This is a genomic window from Streptomyces sp. 15-116A, assembly GCF_025290915.1.
GTDB lineage: Bacteria > Actinomycetota > Actinomycetes > Streptomycetales > Streptomycetaceae > Streptomyces.
Genome location: NZ_JAOCQE010000003.1, coordinates 36,331 through 53,182 on the forward strand (window position 1 = coordinate 36,331; position 16,852 = coordinate 53,182).

General features: G+C 69.7%; 17 protein-coding genes. 12 read left to right on the top strand and 5 right to left on the bottom strand.

The window, feature by feature from the left end; all coding sequences use genetic code 11:
• The first annotated feature begins 5 nt into the window (after nt 1-5).
• The 8 genes from N4P33_RS01160 (at nt 6) to N4P33_RS01195 (ending at nt 7,956) form a co-directional block, all read left to right on the top strand.
• The gene (locus N4P33_RS01160; RefSeq protein WP_260824307.1) at nt 6-653 is read left to right on the top strand and encodes a histidine phosphatase family protein; all 648 of its coding nucleotides are present in this window, start codon (nt 6-8) and stop codon (nt 651-653) included.
• Nucleotides 654-815: 162 nt separating this feature from the next.
• A complete protein-coding gene (locus N4P33_RS01165; RefSeq protein ID WP_260824308.1) occupies nt 816-2,054 on the top strand; it encodes a hypothetical protein in 1,239 nt (412 codons plus the stop codon).
• Nucleotides 2,055-2,120: 66 nt separating this feature from the next.
• Complete coding sequence (locus N4P33_RS01170) at nt 2,121-2,735, top strand: TlpA disulfide reductase family protein (protein ID WP_260824259.1); 615 nt, start codon at nt 2,121-2,123, stop codon at nt 2,733-2,735.
• A gap of 1 nt (nt 2,736) precedes the next feature.
• Entirely contained in the window at nt 2,737-3,510 is a 774-nt protein-coding gene (locus N4P33_RS01175) for a cytochrome c biogenesis CcdA family protein (protein WP_260824260.1), read from the top strand.
• A 4-nt stretch (nt 3,511-3,514) separates the two neighbouring features.
• The gene (locus N4P33_RS01180; RefSeq protein WP_260824261.1) at nt 3,515-5,248 is read left to right on the top strand and encodes a cytochrome c biogenesis protein ResB; all 1,734 of its coding nucleotides are present in this window, start codon (nt 3,515-3,517) and stop codon (nt 5,246-5,248) included.
• On the top strand, nt 5,245-6,354 hold the full coding sequence (gene ccsB / locus N4P33_RS01185; RefSeq protein ID WP_260824262.1) for a c-type cytochrome biogenesis protein CcsB: 1,110 nt from the start codon (nt 5,245-5,247) through the stop codon (nt 6,352-6,354). Before N4P33_RS01180 ends, ccsB begins: the two co-directional genes overlap by 4 nt.
• 91 nt (nt 6,355-6,445) lie before the next feature.
• Nucleotides 6,446-7,051, top strand: coding sequence for an RNA polymerase sigma factor (locus tag N4P33_RS01190; protein ID WP_260824263.1), 606 nt, complete (start codon nt 6,446-6,448; stop codon nt 7,049-7,051).
• A complete protein-coding gene (locus tag N4P33_RS01195) occupies nt 7,048-7,956 on the top strand; it encodes a CU044_5270 family protein (RefSeq protein WP_260824264.1) in 909 nt (302 codons plus the stop codon). Before N4P33_RS01190 ends, N4P33_RS01195 begins: the two co-directional genes overlap by 4 nt.
• Before the next feature lie 3 nt (nt 7,957-7,959).
• Here N4P33_RS01195 and N4P33_RS01200 read toward each other — a convergent pair whose 3' ends face one another.
• Nucleotides 7,960-8,418, bottom strand: a complete 459-nt coding sequence (locus N4P33_RS01200; RefSeq protein WP_260824265.1) for a nucleoside deaminase — start codon at nt 8,416-8,418, stop codon at nt 7,960-7,962.
• Nucleotides 8,419-8,509: 91 nt separating this feature from the next.
• Between N4P33_RS01200 and N4P33_RS01205 the strand changes: the two genes are divergently transcribed.
• Nucleotides 8,510-9,274: a CDP-alcohol phosphatidyltransferase family protein gene (locus N4P33_RS01205; RefSeq protein ID WP_260824266.1), complete on the top strand. Its 765-nt coding sequence runs from the start codon at nt 8,510-8,512 to the stop codon at nt 9,272-9,274.
• Nucleotides 9,275-9,378: 104 nt separating this feature from the next.
• Nucleotides 9,379-10,992, top strand: a complete 1,614-nt coding sequence (locus N4P33_RS01210) for a carboxylesterase/lipase family protein (RefSeq protein ID WP_260824267.1) — start codon at nt 9,379-9,381, stop codon at nt 10,990-10,992.
• Here the strand turns inward: N4P33_RS01210 and N4P33_RS35505 are convergent.
• Nucleotides 10,925-11,599 carry a hypothetical protein gene (locus N4P33_RS35505; protein ID WP_313904426.1) on the bottom strand — a complete coding sequence of 225 codons (675 nt, stop codon included), beginning with the start codon at nt 11,597-11,599 and terminating at the stop codon, nt 10,925-10,927. The two genes, N4P33_RS01210 and N4P33_RS35505, sit on opposite strands and share 68 nt — an antisense overlap.
• A gap of 115 nt (nt 11,600-11,714) precedes the next feature.
• On the opposite strand from N4P33_RS35505, the gene N4P33_RS01220 reads away from it, so the two are divergent.
• Both N4P33_RS01220 and N4P33_RS01225 read left to right on the top strand, forming a co-directional pair.
• Nucleotides 11,715-12,674, top strand: a complete 960-nt coding sequence (locus tag N4P33_RS01220) for a helix-turn-helix transcriptional regulator (protein WP_260824268.1) — start codon at nt 11,715-11,717, stop codon at nt 12,672-12,674.
• Nucleotides 12,622-12,744 carry a DUF397 domain-containing protein gene (locus N4P33_RS01225; RefSeq protein ID WP_260824269.1) on the top strand — a complete coding sequence of 41 codons (123 nt, stop codon included), beginning with the start codon at nt 12,622-12,624 and terminating at the stop codon, nt 12,742-12,744. The genes N4P33_RS01220 and N4P33_RS01225 overlap by 53 nt, the downstream gene beginning before the upstream one ends.
• A gap of 186 nt (nt 12,745-12,930) precedes the next feature.
• Here the strand turns inward: N4P33_RS01225 and N4P33_RS01230 are convergent, their stop codons facing one another.
• From N4P33_RS01230 to N4P33_RS01240, 3 genes are read right to left on the bottom strand one after another with little or no spacing between them, the layout of a single operon-like run.
• Nucleotides 12,931-13,950, bottom strand: a complete 1,020-nt coding sequence (locus N4P33_RS01230) for an aspartyl/asparaginyl beta-hydroxylase domain-containing protein (RefSeq protein WP_260824270.1) — start codon at nt 13,948-13,950, stop codon at nt 12,931-12,933.
• 10 nt (nt 13,951-13,960) lie between these two features.
• Nucleotides 13,961-15,214, bottom strand: coding sequence for an MFS transporter (locus N4P33_RS01235; protein ID WP_260824271.1), 1,254 nt, complete (start codon nt 15,212-15,214; stop codon nt 13,961-13,963).
• Nucleotides 15,211-16,608: a cytochrome P450 gene (locus N4P33_RS01240; RefSeq protein WP_260824272.1), complete on the bottom strand. Its 1,398-nt coding sequence runs from the start codon at nt 16,606-16,608 to the stop codon at nt 15,211-15,213. Before N4P33_RS01240 ends, N4P33_RS01235 begins: the two co-directional genes overlap by 4 nt.
• Nucleotides 16,609-16,852: the final 244 nt, after the last annotated feature.

Below are 16,852 nucleotides of genomic sequence, written 5' to 3' on the forward strand. Positions count from 1 at the left end.
ACCTGATGCGGCACGGCGAGGTCGCCAACCCGGACGGCATCCTCTACGGCCGCCTGTCCGGCTACCACCTCTCCGAGCTGGGCCGGCGCATGGCCGACCGGGTCGCCGACCACCTCGCCGGCCGCGATGTCACCCATGTCGTCGCCTCCCCGTTGGAGCGGGCGCAGGAGACGGCCGAGCCGATCGCCAAGGCGCACGGCCTGGACATCGTCACCGACGAGCGGCTCATCGAGGCGGACAACGTCTTCCAGGGCAAGACCTTCGGCGTCGGCGACGGTGCCCTGCGCCGGCCGGAGAACTGGAGGCATCTGGTCAACCCGTTCAAGCCGTCCTGGGGAGAGCCGTACGTCGACCAGGTCATCCGCATGATGGGCGCGCTGAACGCGGCGAAGGACGCGGCCCGCGGGCACGAGGCGGTGCTGGTCAGCCATCAGCTGCCGATCTGGATCGTGCGCTCCTACGTCGAGAAGCGGCGCCTGTGGCACGACCCGCGCAAGCGGCAGTGCACGCTCGCCTCGCTGACCACCTTCACCTACCAGGGCGACCGGATCGTCTCCGTCGGCTACAGCGAGCCGGCCCGCGATCTCGTCCCCGCGCATCTGCTGGCGGGCGCCAAGCGGGTGAAGGGGAAGGACAAGGCGTTCGGCGCATAGAGCGGCGTACAAGGCGGCGTACAAGGCACGCGCCCTGTGTCCCGTTCGTTGCAGAACCTCCCCATTTGAGAGGAACCTCCCCCTCCGTCACACCCTCTGACTGGGTGACCAGCAGATGATGTGACGAACGGGGAGGCCATGCGCACTCTCACCCGCAGGGGAATGCTCGGACTCGGCGCGGGCGCCGCGGCCGCCGTCTCACTGGCCGGCTGCGGCGGCCTCACCGGCTCGGACGGTTCGACCCACGCCGACGGTTCCCGCGGCGACGGCCACGGGCCGGGGAGGAAGCCCGAACCCACGCGGACCGCCCGCCCGATCGGCGACGGCTCCACCTCCTTCACCGGCAAGCAGCCCCACCAGCCCGACGCGCCCGTGCCGCTGGAGCCGGGTCAGACCCCGCCGCAGTTCGTGGTGTTCTCCTGGGACGGCGCCGGCGAGGTCGGCAACGGCCTCTTCCCGCGCTTCCTGGACCTCGCCAAGGAGCACGGCGCGTCCATGACCTTCTTCCTCTCCGGGCTGTATCTGCTGCCCGAGTCGAAGAAGCGGCTCTACGACCCGCCGAACAACCCGCGCGGCGCGTCCGACATCGGCTACCTCACCGACGACCACATCAAGGACACGCTGAAGAACATCCGCCGCGCCTGGCTCGAGGGCCACGAGATCGGCACCCACTTCAACGGCCACTTCTGCGCCGGTTCCGGCAGTGTCGGCAACTGGACGCCGAAGCAGTGGCGCAGCGAGATCGACCAGGCGAAGGCGTTCGTGAAGCAGTGGCGCACCCACACCGGCTGGACCGATCTGCCGTCGCTGCCCTTCGACTACGACAAGGAACTCGTCGGCAGCCGTACGCCCTGCCTGCTCGGCCAGGACAACCTGCTGCCCGTCGCCCGCGAGCTCGGCTGGCGCTACGACGCCTCCTCGCCCGGCGGCCGCCAGACCTGGCCGGTGAAGAAACAGGGCATATGGGACCTGCCGTTGCAGCAGATACCGTTCCCCGGCCGCTCCTTCGAGGTCCTGTCGATGGACTACAACATGCTCGCCAACCAGTCCCTCAACTCCACCAAGGCGCCCGCCCACAACTACCCGGCCTGGCGCGAGCAGTCCGCCCAGGCGTACATATCCGGCTTCAAGCGGGCATACGAGACGAACCGCGCCCCCTTCTTCATCGGCAACCACTTCGAGCAGTGGAACGGCGGCATCTACATGGACGCCGTCGAGGAGGCCCTCAAGCACATCGCGCGGGAGAAAGAGAAGGGCGGCGACGTGAGGCTCGTCTCCTTCCGGCAGTTCACCGACTGGCTGGACGTGCAGAAGCCGGAGGTGCTCGACCGGCTCCGCACGCTGGACGTGGGCCAGGAACCGGCCGGTGGCTGGAAGCGGCTGACGGGCGGCGCCGCCTGAAATGCGGGTTTCCGCCCGCCAGGGGGGTGCGCAAGATCCCCTGAACGGGCATGCGAAACTTTTCACATGAGTGCCGCAAGCCGAGCCCGCCGTGTGACCGTCCGCCGCCGCGCCGCCCTGAGCGCCGCTGCCGCCGTGGCCGCGCTGCTCGTCACCGCGTGCGGCTCGGGCGGCACGTCCGGTGGAGGCGGCAACACCAACTTCGTCACCGGCACCGACGGCATCGCCACCGCCGACAAGGGCGAACGCGCCGCCGCACCCGAGCTGTCCGGCAAGACCGTCGACGGCAAGCAGCTCGACGTCGCGGACTACAGGGGCAAGGTCGTCGTCCTCAACGTCTGGGGCTCCTGGTGCAACCCCTGTCGCGCGGAGGCCAAGTACTTCACCAAGGTCGCCAACGAGTACGCCGACCAGGGCGTCCAGTTCGTCGGCATCAACACCCGCGACACCAACATCACCGCCGCACGGGCCTTCGAGAAGGACTTCGACGTCCCCTACCCGAGCCTGTACGACCCGACCGGCAAGCTGATGCTCCGCTTCGAGAAGGGCACGCTCAACCCGCAGGCGATCCCCTCCACCCTGGTCCTCGACCGGGACGGGAGGATCGCCGCCCGCTCGCTGTCGCCGCTCAGCGAGGAACGGCTGCTGAAGATGCTCAAGCCGGTCGTCGCGGAGAAGTGACGTGACGGCCCTGCACACGCTCGCCGCCGACCCGTCGTACAACGGCACGGTCCTCAACGGCGCCCTGCTGGTGGCGCTGCCCCTCGCGCTGCTCGCCGGCCTCATCTCCTTCTTCTCGCCCTGCGTCCTGCCCCTCGTCCCCGGTTACCTCTCCTACGTGACCGGCGTCTCCGGCACCGACCTCGCCGAGGCCCGGCGCGGGCGCATGGTGATGGGCGCCTCCCTGTTCGTGCTGGGCTTCACGGCCGTGTTCGTCTCCGGCGGGGCCTTCTTCGGCTACTTCGGGCAGACCCTGCAGGAACAGTCCGGCGTCCTGTCCAAGATCCTCGGCGTCTTCATGATCCTCATGGGCGTCTTCTTCATGGGCCTGATGCCCTGGCTCACCCAGCGCGAGTTCCGCTTCCACAAGCGCCCGGCGACCGGGCTCGTCGGCGCGCCCGTCCTCGGCGCCCTGTTCGGCATCGGCTGGACGCCCTGCATCGGCCCCACCCTCTCCTCCGTCCTGACGCTCTCCGCCCAGCAGGAGAGCGCCGGACGCGGCGCCCTGCTGACCGTCGCGTACTGTCTGGGGCTCGGCGTGCCCTTCGTGCTCACCGCCGTCGCCTTCCGCAAGGCGCTCGGCGCGTTCGCCTGGGTCAAGCGGCACTACGTGTGGGTCATGCGCATCGGCGGCACCATGATGATCCTGACCGGTGTGCTGCTGCTGACCGGCGCGTGGGACAGCCTGGTGGCGCAGATGCAGACCTGGTCCAACGGCTTCACTGTGGGGATCTGACCCGATGAGCAACACCACGACCGACGACACCACGAAGGCCGGTGACGACCAGGACCTGGGCGCCGCCGGCTCCCAGCTGTCCACCGCCCCCAAGGAGGAGCTGCCCAACCTGCCCTCCCTGGGCGTCATCGGCTGGGCCCGCTGGTTCTGGCGGCAGCTCACCTCCATGCGGGTGGCGCTGCTGCTGCTCCTGCTGCTGTCGCTCGGCGCGATCCCCGGCTCGCTGATCCCGCAGACCGGCATCGACGAGACGAAGGTCGCCGACTTCCGCGAGCGGCACGACGTCCTCGCGCCGATCTACGACAAGCTCGGCCTCTTCAACGTCTACAGCTCGGTGTGGTTCTCCGCGATCTACATCCTGCTGTTCATCTCACTCATCGGCTGCATCGTCCCGCGCACCTGGCAGTTCGTCGGCCAGCTGCGCGGCCGACCGCCGGGCGCGCCCAAGCGGCTGACCCGGCTGCCCGCCTACACCACCTGGCGCACCGAGGCCGAGCCCGAGCAGGTCCGCGAGGCGGCCCTCGCACTGCTGAAGAAGCGCCGCTTCCGCGCCCACGTCGCCGGGGACGCGGTCGCCGCCGAGAAGGGCTATGTGCGCGAGGTCGGCAACCTGGCCTTCCACATCGCCCTGATCGTGATGCTGATCGCCTTCGCCTGGGGCCAGCTGTTCAAGTACGAGGGCAACAAGCTGATCGTCGAGGGCAGCGGCTTCGCCAACACGCTCACGCAGTACGACGACTTCAAGTCCGGCAACCTCTTCTCCGAGAGCGACCTGGAGTCGTTCAGCTTCGACCTGAAGGACTTCAAGGGCACCTACGAGCGCACCGGCCCCAACAAGGGCACCCCGCGCACCTACGAGGCCGACCTCACCTACAGCGAGGGCGCCTACGGCGACGAGAAGAAGACCACCGTCAAGGTCAACGAGCCGCTGGAGATCGGCGACGCGAAGGTCTACCTCGTCAGCCACGGCTACGCGCCCGTCGTCACCGTCCGCGACGGCAAGGGGAAGGTCGTCTTCCGGGACGCGGTGCCGCTGCTCCCGCTCGACGGCAATGTCACCTCCTCCGGTGTGGTCAAGGTCCTCGACGGCTACCGCAACCCCGAGGGCAAGAAGGAACAGCTCGGCTTCCAGGCGTTCTTCGTGCCCACCTTCGGCGGCTCGGCGACCGGCACGATGCTCTCCCAGTTCCCCGCGCTGGACTATCCGGTGCTCGCGCTCAACGCCTACCACGGCGACCTGAAGGCCGACTCCGGCATTCCGCAGAGCGTGTACCAGATGGACAAGACGAAGATGAAGGAGTTCAAGGACGCCAAGGGCGAGCTGTTCAAGAAGCTGCTCACCCCCGGCGAGACCATGACGCTCCCGAACGGCGCCGGCTCGGTCACCTTCGAGAAGGACATCAAGGAGTGGGCCGGCTTCCAGGTCGTCCAGGAGCCGGGCGGCGGCTGGGCCCTCGCCGGCGCGATCGCCGCGATCGGCGGCCTCGCGGCGTCCCTGTTCATCCAGCGCCGCCGGGTCTGGGTGCGGGCGGTACGCGGCGCCGACGGCGTGGCGGTCGTCGAGATGGCCGGCCTCGGCCGCAGCGAGTCCGCGAAGGTGCCCGAGGAACTGGGCGACCTCGCCGAAATCCTCTACGACCAGGCCCCGGGCGCCCCCGAGGCCGACCCCGAACCGGACGACACCTCCCCGAAGACATCCGAACAGGCCGTACCTGCCGAAGGGGCTGAGCAGCCGTGACTCTCGCCACCGCGACCAACGAGAGCCTCGCGGAGATGAGCAATGTGCTCATCTACTCCGCGATGGCCGTCTACACCCTCGCCTTCTTCGCGTACATCGCCGAATGGCTCTTCGGCAGCCGCAGCAAGGTCGCCCGCACGGCCGCCGCGCTCACTCCGCGCGCGGAGGGCCGGAAGGCACCGGCGGTGACGGTGAAGAAGGCGGGCGGCACCGCCGTACTGGAGCGGCCGAAGGTCGTCGTCCGGGCCGCGGCGGGCACGCGCGACGTACCCGACGGCCCCGGCGCCCACGGCGGCGACGAGCAGGGCGACCTCTACGGCCGTATCGCCGTGTCCCTCACGGTGCTCGGCTTCCTGCTGGCCTTCGGCGGCGTCCTCACCCGGGCGCTGTCCGTGCAGCGGGCGCCCTGGGGCAACATGTACGAGTTCAACATCACCTTCTCCACGGTCGCGGTGGGTGTGTACCTGCTGCTCCTCGCCCTGAAGAAGAACGTGCGCTGGATCGGGCTGTTCCTGATCACCACGGTCCTGCTCGACCTCGGTCTCGCCGTCACCGTCCTCTACACCGAGAGCGACCAGCTGGTTCCCGCCCTCCACTCGTACTGGCTGTACATCCACGTCTCCACGGCGATCCTGTGCGGCGCGGTCTTCTACCTCGGCGCGGTCACCACGATCCTGTACCTGTTCAAGGACTCCTACGAGAACAAGCTCGCGACCGGCGGCAAGCCCGGCAGCTTCGCGACGTCGGTCCTCGAACGCCTCCCCGCCTCGGCCTCCCTCGACAAGTTCGCCTACCGCGTCAACGCGGCCGTCTTCCCGCTGTGGACGTTCACGATCATCGCGGGCGCGATCTGGGCGGGCGACGCGTGGGGCCGCTACTGGGGCTGGGACCCCAAGGAGACCTGGTCCTTCATCACCTGGGTCGCCTACGCCTGCTACCTCCACGCCCGCGCCACCGCAGGCTGGAAGGGCCGCAAGGCCGCCTACCTGGCCCTCCTCGCCTTCGGCTGCTGGCTCTTCAACTACTACGGCGTCAACATCTTCGTCTCGGGCAAGCACTCGTACGCGGACGTGGGGCTGGGGGCGCTGACGTCGGTGGGCTTCTGAGCACAGCCCTGCCGCTCGCTCGCCGCGGAAGGCCGGTTTCTGTGACCTGAGTCACGGGAACCGGCCTTCGTCGTCCGGACAGACAAGGGACGTGGACACGAATCTGCGGAGACGCATCCGTGCGGGGGACCACAACGCCTTCGGCGACCTCTTCGACGCGTACGCGCGCTCCGTCTACAACCATGCCTACCGGCTCACCGGCGACTGGACGACCGCCGAGGACGTCGTCTCCCTGACCTTCCTGGACGCCTGGCGGCTGCGCGCGAAGCTCGACGAGGAGGGCGGCTCCCTGCGCCCCTGGCTGCTGGGCATCGCCACCAACGTCACCCGCAACACCCGCCGCGCCGCCCGCCGGCACGCCGCGGCGATCGCCCGGCTGCCGCGCGACGAGGCGGTACGGGACTTCGCGGACGAGGTGTCGGGCCGGCTGGACGACACCGCCCGGCTGGCGCTCGTCCGCACCGCCCTGGAGAAGCTCCGCCGCCCCGAACGCGAGGTGCTGGCGCTGTGCGTGTGGTCCGGCCTCGACTACGCCGCCGCCGCAGAGGCCCTCGGCGTCCCCATCGGCACCGTACGCTCCCGGCTCTCCCGGGCGCGCGCAAAGCTCGCGAAACATATGGAACCCCCCCAAGCGCACGGACAGATGAAGGGTGACCGCACCACCGCGGTCAGGCCCATCACGGAGGGAAACCGATGACCCAGCTTCCCGAGAGAGACCTTCCGCCGGGCCGTCACCGACTCCTCAAGGAGCATCTGATGACCGAGATCCGGCACACCGCCCCGCCCGCCCCCGCACGTACATCGCCCAGGTGGCGGAGGCCCGCTCTGGTGGCGGCCGCGGCCGCGGCTGTGGTCGCGACCTTCACCGTCGCCCTGCCGTCCGGTGAGTCCACTCCCGCCGCCTCGAAGGAGGCCGTGTCCCTGCTGGAAGAGGTCGCACTGGCGGCGGAGAAGGCGCAGGCGCCGACCGATGTCAGGGACGACCAGTTCGTGTACATCAGGAGCAAGGGCGGCTGGACCACGCAGACTGGCGACGGCCCCGCGCGACTGCAGCCCGTCCACCAGCGGGAGGTCTGGCTGTCGGTGGACGGCTCACGCGAGGGCATGCTGCACGCCCCTCACGTCCGGTCCGACCACGAACCGCTCGAGAAGCAGACCCCCGGCATCCCGTCCAACACCAACTACCGCCACCTTCAGACCCTCCCCACCGACCCCGACGAGATGTACGAGTGGCTGAACAGCGTCAGTGAGGGCGGCAACAGCAAGGACGAGGCCAACTTCTTCCTCGTCGGCGATCTCTCGCGCGAGTCCCTGGTGCCCCCGGCCCAGGCCGCCGCGCTCTACCGGGCGGCGGCGAAGATCCCCGGTGTCTTCGTCGTCGACGACGCGGTCGACGCGGCGGGCCGGCACGGCGTCGCGGTCGCCCGGATCGACGACGGGGAGCGTGTCGAGCTGATCTTCGACAAGAAGACCAAGGAATTCCTCGGTGAGCGCGAGGTCGCCGTCGAGGACCTGCCCGGTGGCTTCGAGAAGGGGGAGGTGACCGGCCGCTTCGCCGTCCTGGAGCGGGCCGTGGTGGACAAGCGGGGCGAGCGCCCGTAGCCGTCAGTCCCCGATGTCCTCCTTCCACAGCTGTGGATGACGTTCGGTGAAGTCCCGCATCAGCGCGATGCACTCGGCGTCGTCGAGCACGATGATCTCCACGCCGTGCTCGGCCAGCCAGTCGTGGCCGCCGTGGAAGGTGACCGCTTCGCCGATCACCACGCGGGAGATGCCGAACTGGCGGACCAGGCCCGAGCAGTACCAGCACGGGGAGAGGGTCGTCACCATCGTCGTGCCCCGGTACGAGCGCTGCCGTCCCGCCGCGCGGAAGGCGGCGGTCTCCGCGTGCAGCGACGGATCGCCGTCCTGCACGCGGCGGTTGCGGCCGCGGCCGAGCAGCGTGCCGTCGGCGCCGTAGAGGGCGGCGCCGATGGGGATGCCGCCCTCGGCGAGACCGGTGCGGGCCTCGGTGAGGGCGGTGCTGAGCCACGTGCGGGCGGTGGCCGGGGTGATCGAGTCCATGTGCTCAGTGTGTCCTGGCGGCTCTGTACCCTGGCCCGATCATCGCCGCACGGGCGGCAGTTGTGGGCTGGGCTGGGCTGGGAGGAATGTGATGGGTGCTCCGGCACTTCACGAGCTGCGGGAGGTCTGCCAGCCGCAGGCCAAGATGGCGAGCCGGAACGGCGAACACTGGGCCGGGCGGCTCTACATGCGCCGGATCTCCCTGCGCACCACCCGCCACCTGGTCCGCACCCCGGTCACGCCGGACCAGCTGACCTGGACCATGGTGGTGTGCGGGGTCGCCTCCGGGGCGGCCCTGATGATCCCGGGCCTGACCGGTGCCGTCCTCGCCGTGATCCTGATGCAGTTGTTCCTCCTCTTCGACTGCGTGGACGGCGAGGTGGCCCGCTGGAAGGGCCAGAACAGCGCCGCCGGGATCTACGTCGACCGCCTCGGCGCGTATCTCGCCGACGCAGCCCTGATGGCGGGCGCCGGGTACCGTGCCGCCGAGTCGGGCGTCGGCGGCTGGCTGTCGATCGGTGTGGCCACGGCTCTCGGTGTGGTCCTGCTCAAGGCTTCGACCGACCTGGTGGACGTGGCCCGCGCCCGCCGCGGCCTCGCCGTCGCCGACGACGAGTCCACCCGCCCCCGCTCCCAGGGCGTCGCCACGGTGCGCCGCATCGCCGCCGCGTTCAAGATCCACCGCGTGACCAACGGCATCGAGGCGTCCCTGGTCCTCCTGATCGCCGCGCTGGCGGACGCGGCGACGGGCGGCATCGAGCCGACCCGCTGGGCCCTGGGCGCGCTCGCGGTGATCACGTGGGTGATGGTCCCGGCCCACCTGCTGTCGATCCTGTCGTCGTCGCGGCTGCGGTGAGTGCGGGGCTACGGCACTGGTGATTTACGCGGTACGCGGGGTGCGTGACGGCGTCGACACTGCGGTGTCCGTGTCACCACCCGACTCCGTATCCGGAGGTGCCGATGTCCGGTCCGTTCAGCAGACGCAAGGCAAGGATTCCGTACCGCTCGTCATGGTTCTGGACGCGCCGCTTACGGGGGGTGCTGGCGGGTGCGCTGCTGCTGGCGGCGGCCGGTGTGGGTGCCGTGCCTGCCGCAGCGGCCGACGAACCGGACAGCCCGACCGTCACCACCCGGTACGGGCAAGTGCGGGGCGAGGCGGGGGAGTCCGCGTACTCCTATCTCGGCATCCCGTATGCCGCACCCCCGGTCGGCGACCTGCGCTGGAAGCCGCCCGCCCCGCCCGCCCGCTGGACGGGCGCCCGGGACGCGACAACGCCCGGCAACCCGTGCATGCAGGCCAACTCATCGACCCCCTGGGGTGATCTGGCGGGTCCCGGCACCCCCAGCGAGGACTGCCTCTACCTCAACGTCCATGCCCCCGCCGAGCGTTCCCCGCGCGCGCGTCCCGTCATGGTGTGGATCCACGGCGGCGGCTTCACCATCGGCTCCGGCACCTTCTACGACGGCAGTGAGCTGGCCGCCCGCGGCGACGTCATCGTCGTGACCCTCAACTACCGCCTCGGCGCCTTCGGTTACCTGGCCCACCCGGGACTGGCCGAGGAATCGCCCGAGGGCGTCTCCGGCAACTACGGCCTCCTCGACCAGCAGGCGGCCCTGCGCTGGGTGCGGCAGAACATCGCGGCGTTCGGCGGCGACCCCGGCGAGGTGACGGTCTTCGGGGAGTCCGCGGGCGGCGGCAGTGTCTGCCAGCACCTCGTCTCGCCACGCGCGCGTGGCCTGTTCCACCGCGCCATCGCCCAGTCGGGCTGCGGCTTCCCGCTGCCCACCCAGCAGTCCCAGCAGCACACCGGCACGTCCTGGGCGGACACCCTGGGCTGCGCCGACGTGGCCTGCCTGCGCGCCAAGCCGGCCTCCGCACTGCTCACCGCCGCGCAGAACCCCGGCGCCCGCTGGGTCCCCAACGTCGACGGCCGCGTCCTGCCGCTCCAGATCCCCGAGGCGCTGGAGAAGGGCCGCTTCCACCGGGTCCCCGTCCTCCAGGGCACCACCGCCGACGAGGGCCGCCTCACCGTGGCGACGACGTACGACCTCGCCGGCCGCCCACTCACCGCGGCCGGCTACCCGGTCGCCGTCCGCGCCCTCTACGGCGTCCGCGCCGACGCGGTCCTCGCCCGCTACCCGCTGGCGGAGTACGGCACCCCCGCCGAGGCCCTCGGCGCGATCCTCACCGACTCCCAGTTCGCCTGCCTCCAGTCACGCACCGCGCGGCTGATGGCCAGCCACACCCGCTCATACCAGTACGAGTTCGCCGACCGTCACGCCATGGACTACCTCAACCTGCCGGTCAGCTTCCCGCTCGGCGCCCCGCACGGCTCGGAGATCCGGTACGTCTTCGGCGGCGTCTCGGGCACCCCCGCCCAAAACGCCCTCGCCGCGAGGATGCTCGGCTACTGGACCGCCTTCGCCCACACCGGCGTCCCGTACGCGGCGGACGCCCCGCGCTGGAGCCAGTACCCGCAGGTCCAGGTGCTCGCCCCCGAGGTGATCACGGCGTCGACGAGCTTCCCGGAGGATCACAAGTGCGACCTGTGGAACCAGGCAGCAGGCTCCTGACCGGCTCCAGCACCACATAGTCCGCGATGCGGCGCCGGTAGCGCAGATGCCGGGTCTCCTGGGCGTGCCCGCGCTGCCACTCCGCGACCTCCTCCGGGCCCTCGCACGGCCCGGAGGAGGCCCCGCACCCGCCCTCGCCGCCCGACACACAACACGCCTCGTACTCCGGCCGGGCCGACGTGTCCGGCACGATCGCGTACGGCACGTACCGGAACAGCCGCCGGCCGCCCCCGCCGTGCTCCCGCCTCTGATGCCGGGCGAGCAGGACGTCCGCGTCCGTCTCCGCGCTGCCGTCACCGGCGGCCCGCGCGAGCGCCCGCCGCGCGCCCAGTTCAGCGCAGTCGGCGCAGCCGGGAACGGGCTCGGGCGGCGGGCCGATCGTCACGAGCGGGTACGACGTCAACATGCCTGTCCGCGAACGGCTGTTGGCGGCCCGCACCTCCGCGCTCAACCGCTCCTCCAAGGTCGCGGGCCGGACCGCCTCCGGATCCGCCTGCCACTCCCGGCCGCCGCCGACGGGGCGCAGCATCACGTACGGCCCCACCCGGTCCTGGTACTCACCGACCCGGCGCATGCGGCGGTCGTAGAGGAGCGTTCCCGGTTCCATACACCCTCCCGTTCGTCACTCTCGGTGTATCGAGCGTGGCTTAGGGGAATCGTCCGTATCAATGCTCGACGCGTGACACTCGACCACTGTCACGGAGGGTTGGGAGGGGGGCATCGTGAGCCGACGCAACGCCGAGGGTGGCTCGGGGGCCAGTACGGCTGCCGTATTCGGGGAGGTTCTGCGTCACTTCCGCGAGGCGGCGGACCTCACCCAGGAGGCACTGGCCGCACAGATACCGTGCGACCGGTCGCATGTCGCGCGGGTGGAGGCGGGCACGCGCGTGCCGACCGACACGTTCGCCAAGCTGTGCGATGAATTGCTGCGCACGGGTGGGGTGTTGCTGCGGCTGTGGGGGCGCATCGACTGGTATCCGCAGGTGGAGCATCCGGATTGGTTCCGGCGACGGGCTGAGATGGATGCGGTGGCTGTGTCGCTTCGGGAGTATCAAGAGCGGTTGATTCCGGGCCTGTTGCAGACGGAGCGGTACGCCAGGGCGCTGTTCGCGCGTGTGGCTCGGGGTGAGGAGTTGGAGGAGCGTGTACGGGCTCGGCTCAGCCGACAGCAGCGCTTCATGGCGGAGGGCGGGCCCTCGTACGTCGTCGTGATGGACGAGAGTTGTCTGCGCAACGTTGTGGGAGGCTCGGAGGTCATGCGGGACCAGTGCGCCGCCCTGCTGGACCTCGCGAAGCGGCCCAACATCCGCATTCAGGTAGCACCGGCAAGCTATCCGGAGCTGCTCCGCCCCAACGTCTCCATGTCGTTGATCGAACTCCCCGACGGGGAGCGGTGGGTGTACTCGGAGTCGCTCGACCGGGGCCATTTCAACAGCGATCCGGCCGTCTACGCACGTCACGCCCACACCTATGATGTGCTCAGGGCGGACGTCATGTCGGCCCGCGAGACTATCGCCCTCATCGGCGACGCGATGGAAGGGTACGGGCACCATGGCCAGCCACGAAGCCAGCGCGACGACCTGGATCAAGAGCAGCTACAGCGGAGAAAACGGCGGCAACTGCGTCGAGGTGGCCCCCGGATCTCCCGCCACCGTCCCCGTCCGAGACAGCAAGAACCCTGACGGCCCGGTGCTGTTGATCACCCGCTCCGCCTGGACGGCGTTCACCTCGGCCGTTCGCGGATCACGGTGATCAGGGCCATACCGGGAGATCACCACGCGGGCGGCCTGGTGCGTGCCTGAACCGGCGGGGAGCCGGACATCGGTCGAGGAAGAGGCTGGTGAACCTTGCCGAGGCGTCGCTGCTGAACATGTCCTTGGAGTAGGACGACAGTGGCTGCTCCGGCGATGACTCCGGCAGCGGCGACCACGCTCCACTTCAGCACTGCTTTCGGTCCTGGTCGGGTCGGCGTACCTTCCTGATCTGCTCGTCGGTGGACCGGCCGCAGCGCACCCGGAAACGAGCCGTGGGGTCGGGGCGTTCAAGGTCGAGGACGAGGGTGCGCTCGTCTGTCCACCCCTGGAGCCGGAACTCGGCGTTGCCGATGTGAACCAGCCCGAAGCGTGGTTCACCCGCGATGCACAACGTCAGACGGCCCGCGATGATGTCCACAGCCCCGGGCAGGCTGTCAGCGGGGTCGGCGTCGGAGTCGTCCGACCAGTCCGGGAACGTGGCGGGTATGTCGAGTTCACAGCGGAGCCTTTCCTGTTCGGCTGTCGGCAACGGCGCTTCTCGGCGGGCCATCAGCACGTCTGCCCACGGCAGTTGGGCGCGGAAGCCATCAGGGAAGAGGGCCATGAGGGCGGGGGTCGGGACGCAGTCCACCACCAGGTGGATACGACGTCGCGGGCTGCGGTTGCGAGCGATGTGCAGACGGTCGAAGTCCGCGTACCACAGCTGTCCGGCCTCCCAGTGGTAGGTCTGGCCGCCCACGATGAGTTCGGCGCCGGGCTGGGTCACGACGGGGATGTGCAGGCGCAGGGAACCCCAGGGGAAGTTGGTCCGTCCGTCGCGGTGCTCGTGTGTCTCGGCGCCCGGGCCGAGGGCCATGAGGCGGACGCTGTGCAGCGGGGCGGGGATCTGCGCCAGGACCTCGGCGTGGTAGGGGCAGCGGTCCAGTGCCGCGGTGTCGAGATGGTCTTCGAGACCGGCTCCGCCCGGGTCCGTGCGGTGCAGGCTGCCCGTGGGGCTCCGCAGGGGGATGATCTTCCAGTCGAAGGCGTCCTCCGTTCCCAGACCGTCTTGACTCACGGGTCGGTTGGGCCGCCAGGTGAACCCGGACAGCGCGTCGACTTCGGCCCCGAGGCGTGCGGCATCGGCGGTGAGGCCGAGGGGGACGGCCGGCGGCAGATGGGACCAGGTCGCGTCACCGACCGAGGTCGTGGAGGCAGTGGACACGGGGGAATCCTTAACTGTCGACGGGCAGGGGCGGCTGGTTCGAGGCCATGGGCGCAGAACGGCCGGATCGCCGCCAGTGGCGGCGTCCGCAGAGCAGGGCAGCCGAGGCGAGGGACGCGGTTCCGGCGGCGGCGAACACCCAGGACAGCGAAAGCCATTCCGCCAGGAGGCCGCCTGCGGCCAGGGCTGTGCCCTGTGCCGCGATGGAGCCTGCGCCACTGAGTGTCAGCGCGCGTCCCCTCAGGGACACGGGGACCCGCTCGACGAAGAGCTGGTCGAGCGGGAGGACGAAGGCGCTGCCGATACCACTGAGGAACAGCAGGGCCAACGCCACGGGCAAGGAGGGGCCGATGGCGAAGCCGATGAGCGGGCCCGCGGCGACCAGGACGAGCAGCGGGATACGGCGCACACGCGCCGCCGGGCTCATCCAGCGGGCGACGATGACTTCTCCGAGCACGGTTCCCACCGCAGGGGCGGCCAGCAGGAGACCCACTGCCGCCGTACCTCCGCCGAGCTCGTCGGCGTAGGGGGCGGCGAGCCCTTCGGGCATGACCAGCAGTGCGGTCGGAATCCACTGCAGGAGCAGCAGACGGCGTAACGCCGGATCGCCGAGAACGGCCCAGTTGCCCCGGGTCGTCGCGCGGATGATGCCGCCTGTGTGCGCGGAGCGCTGGGCGGCGGCCGGTCGGGGCCGGACCATCAGGAGAACCATGGTGAGGGAGAAGACGAACGTCGCGGCGTCGAGGAGCAGCGCGGTCCTCGGTGTGACCAGGACGAGCAGCAGGCCGCCCAGTCCGAATCCGAGGGTCTGGCCGAGTTGCACGGTTCCGGAGAACATCGACCGGGCCAGGACGTATCCCTCCATCCCCACGATCTCCGGCAGCATGGACTGCCGGGCTGCACGGAACATGGGTGTCAGGGCACCGGACACGGTGACCAGCACGAGCAGGGCCCAGACAGGTATCCCCGGCACCGTCATGGACAACACGCACAGCAGCCGTATCGTGTCGCCGATGAGCATGATGCGTCGTACGGGCAGCAGGTCCACCACGGCAGAAGCCAGCGCTGCCGTCAGCACCTGGGGCAGGAAGCCGAGCGCGAAGGTGAGCGCGGTCATGAACGCCGAGCGGGTGCGGTCGTAGACCAGCACGGACAAGGCGACTTTGCTGAGGACGTCCCCGAGAATCGAGACCGAGTGGGCGGCGAAGAGCCCGGTGAACTCACGGTTGGCCAGCAGTTTCCGGTAGGTGGTCGCTTCGCTCATCGCGGTTTGCCCAGGGCCATCGGGCATCGTGCGGTCGGCTCAGGCGCAAGGACGGCGGTATGCCGGACGCCGTCACCGGGCACAGCCGGCCGTGGTGTCAGCCGAACGCGCAGTCCGCTCGGCGTCAGTTCCCGGGAGGGATCGGGGACCACAGCCGATCCGGGGACAGCGGCAAGATGGAAGTCCCGCACGAGCAGTGCGGCGGCCAGTGTCATCTCGATGAGGCTCCAGGAGAGCCCCATGCACACCAGGGGACCGGCCCCGAAGGGCAGGTAGGCGTACTGCGGGGCAGCCGTGCCCGTGCCCTGCGGAAGCCAGCGGTCCGGGTCGAAGCGCAGCGGCTCGGGGAACCAGCGGGCGTCGCGCTGGATGACGTAGGAGGGGACCATGACCTTTGTGCCCGGTGCCAGGGTGTAGCCGCCCAGGTCCGTCTCCTTGAGTGTGTGGCGCGCGTACACCCAGTTCGGCGGCCACAGACGCAGTGCCTCCTTGACCACGCGGGCGGTGAACTCCAGTTTCCTGTAGTGGTCATGGCTGATGTCGCCCGACGCGGGGAGCACGGCCGTGGCTTCCGCGGCGATGCGCTCCTGGACGTCTGGGCGCTTGACCAGTTCGTGAACGGTCCATCCGAACCCCGATGAGGGGGCGCTCTGTGCTGCCAGCAACGTGGCGGCCAGCGTTTCCCGAATGACCTTGTCGGACAGGCGTCCATGCCTCCCTGTCGGCTTCATGAGCACGCCGAGCAGATCGTCACCCTCGGTCCGGTCGTCCCGCCGCCGTACCTCGATGACCCGTGCGATGCCCTTCTCCAGTGCCTGGTTGGCGCGGGCCACTCGGCGGTGACGGGGAAGCGGAAGCCAGGAAGGAAGAGCGATGAGGCTGCGGATGACCGGGAGGAGGGAATCAAACAGTTCCTGCTCCAGTCCCTCCGTGAGGTGAGCGTCCTCGGCGAAACAGATCATCGATCCGAGCCTGGAGGTGAGGGAACGCATCTCCGCGACCACATCGACTTCACCGTGGGATTTCCACGACGGAATCGCCTTGCGCATCTCCGCGGCGATCATCGGGATCTTTTCCTGCATTGCGGCAGGGCGCATACCGCGCATGCGCGCAGCCCGGGACGACATCCACTGCTGCTGCGTGGCTGCGTCTTCTTTCTGCTTTCGGTGCAGGAAGTCCACTTCCCCGCCGAAATCTCTGTTGGTCCGCAGAAGGACTTCCCCGGCCAGGGACGGGTCGGCGGCGACCACGATATGACGGTCGAAAGACCAGATCGCCCCGTGCTCCTGGGACATGCTGGTCATGAAGCCAAGACGGTCCTGGTCGTACGCGGGGCCGTTGCCGGCGAGGCGTCCGCCGACCGGTCCTGGAGGTCGGTTCATCAGCTCCTCCATAGAGGCGATCCGGAACTTCAGCCTCCGCGGGCGGGGAAGCAGTGCTCCCTCCCCGCCCACGGAAATCAGATTCCCTGACGTCAGTTCAGGGAGGCGGCTCAGTACTTGTAGCTCTTCCGTGGATTCGGCCGTTCCGGAATCTGGAACTGGCGAAAAATGATCGTCCCCCCGGGCGGTTTCTCCCGGGGCCTTGGTGCCATTTCAGGCTGTCGTTCCCGGATTTCCTGGTCCAGCGTTATAGCCC

Coding starts and splice junctions, on each gene's coding strand:
- N4P33_RS01160 (WP_260824307.1), top strand. CDS start 6: ATGCGGCACGGCGAGGTCGCCAACCCGGACGGCATCCTCTACGGCCGC.
- N4P33_RS01165 (WP_260824308.1), top strand. CDS start 816: ATGCTCGGACTCGGCGCGGGCGCCGCGGCCGCCGTCTCACTGGCCGGC.
- N4P33_RS01170 (WP_260824259.1), top strand. CDS start 2,121: ATGAGTGCCGCAAGCCGAGCCCGCCGTGTGACCGTCCGCCGCCGCGCC.
- N4P33_RS01180 (WP_260824261.1), top strand. CDS start 3,515: ATGAGCAACACCACGACCGACGACACCACGAAGGCCGGTGACGACCAG.
- N4P33_RS01195 (WP_260824264.1), top strand. CDS start 7,048: ATGACCCAGCTTCCCGAGAGAGACCTTCCGCCGGGCCGTCACCGACTC.
- N4P33_RS01200 (WP_260824265.1), bottom strand. CDS start 8,418: ATGGACTCGATCACCCCGGCCACCGCCCGCACGTGGCTCAGCACCGCC.
- N4P33_RS01205 (WP_260824266.1), top strand. CDS start 8,510: ATGGGTGCTCCGGCACTTCACGAGCTGCGGGAGGTCTGCCAGCCGCAG.
- N4P33_RS01210 (WP_260824267.1), top strand. CDS start 9,379: ATGTCCGGTCCGTTCAGCAGACGCAAGGCAAGGATTCCGTACCGCTCG.
- N4P33_RS35505 (WP_313904426.1), bottom strand. CDS start 11,599: ATGGAACCGGGAACGCTCCTCTACGACCGCCGCATGCGCCGGGTCGGT.
- N4P33_RS01235 (WP_260824271.1), bottom strand. CDS start 15,214: ATGAGCGAAGCGACCACCTACCGGAAACTGCTGGCCAACCGTGAGTTC.
- N4P33_RS01240 (WP_260824272.1), bottom strand. CDS start 16,608: ATGGAGGAGCTGATGAACCGACCTCCAGGACCGGTCGGCGGACGCCTC.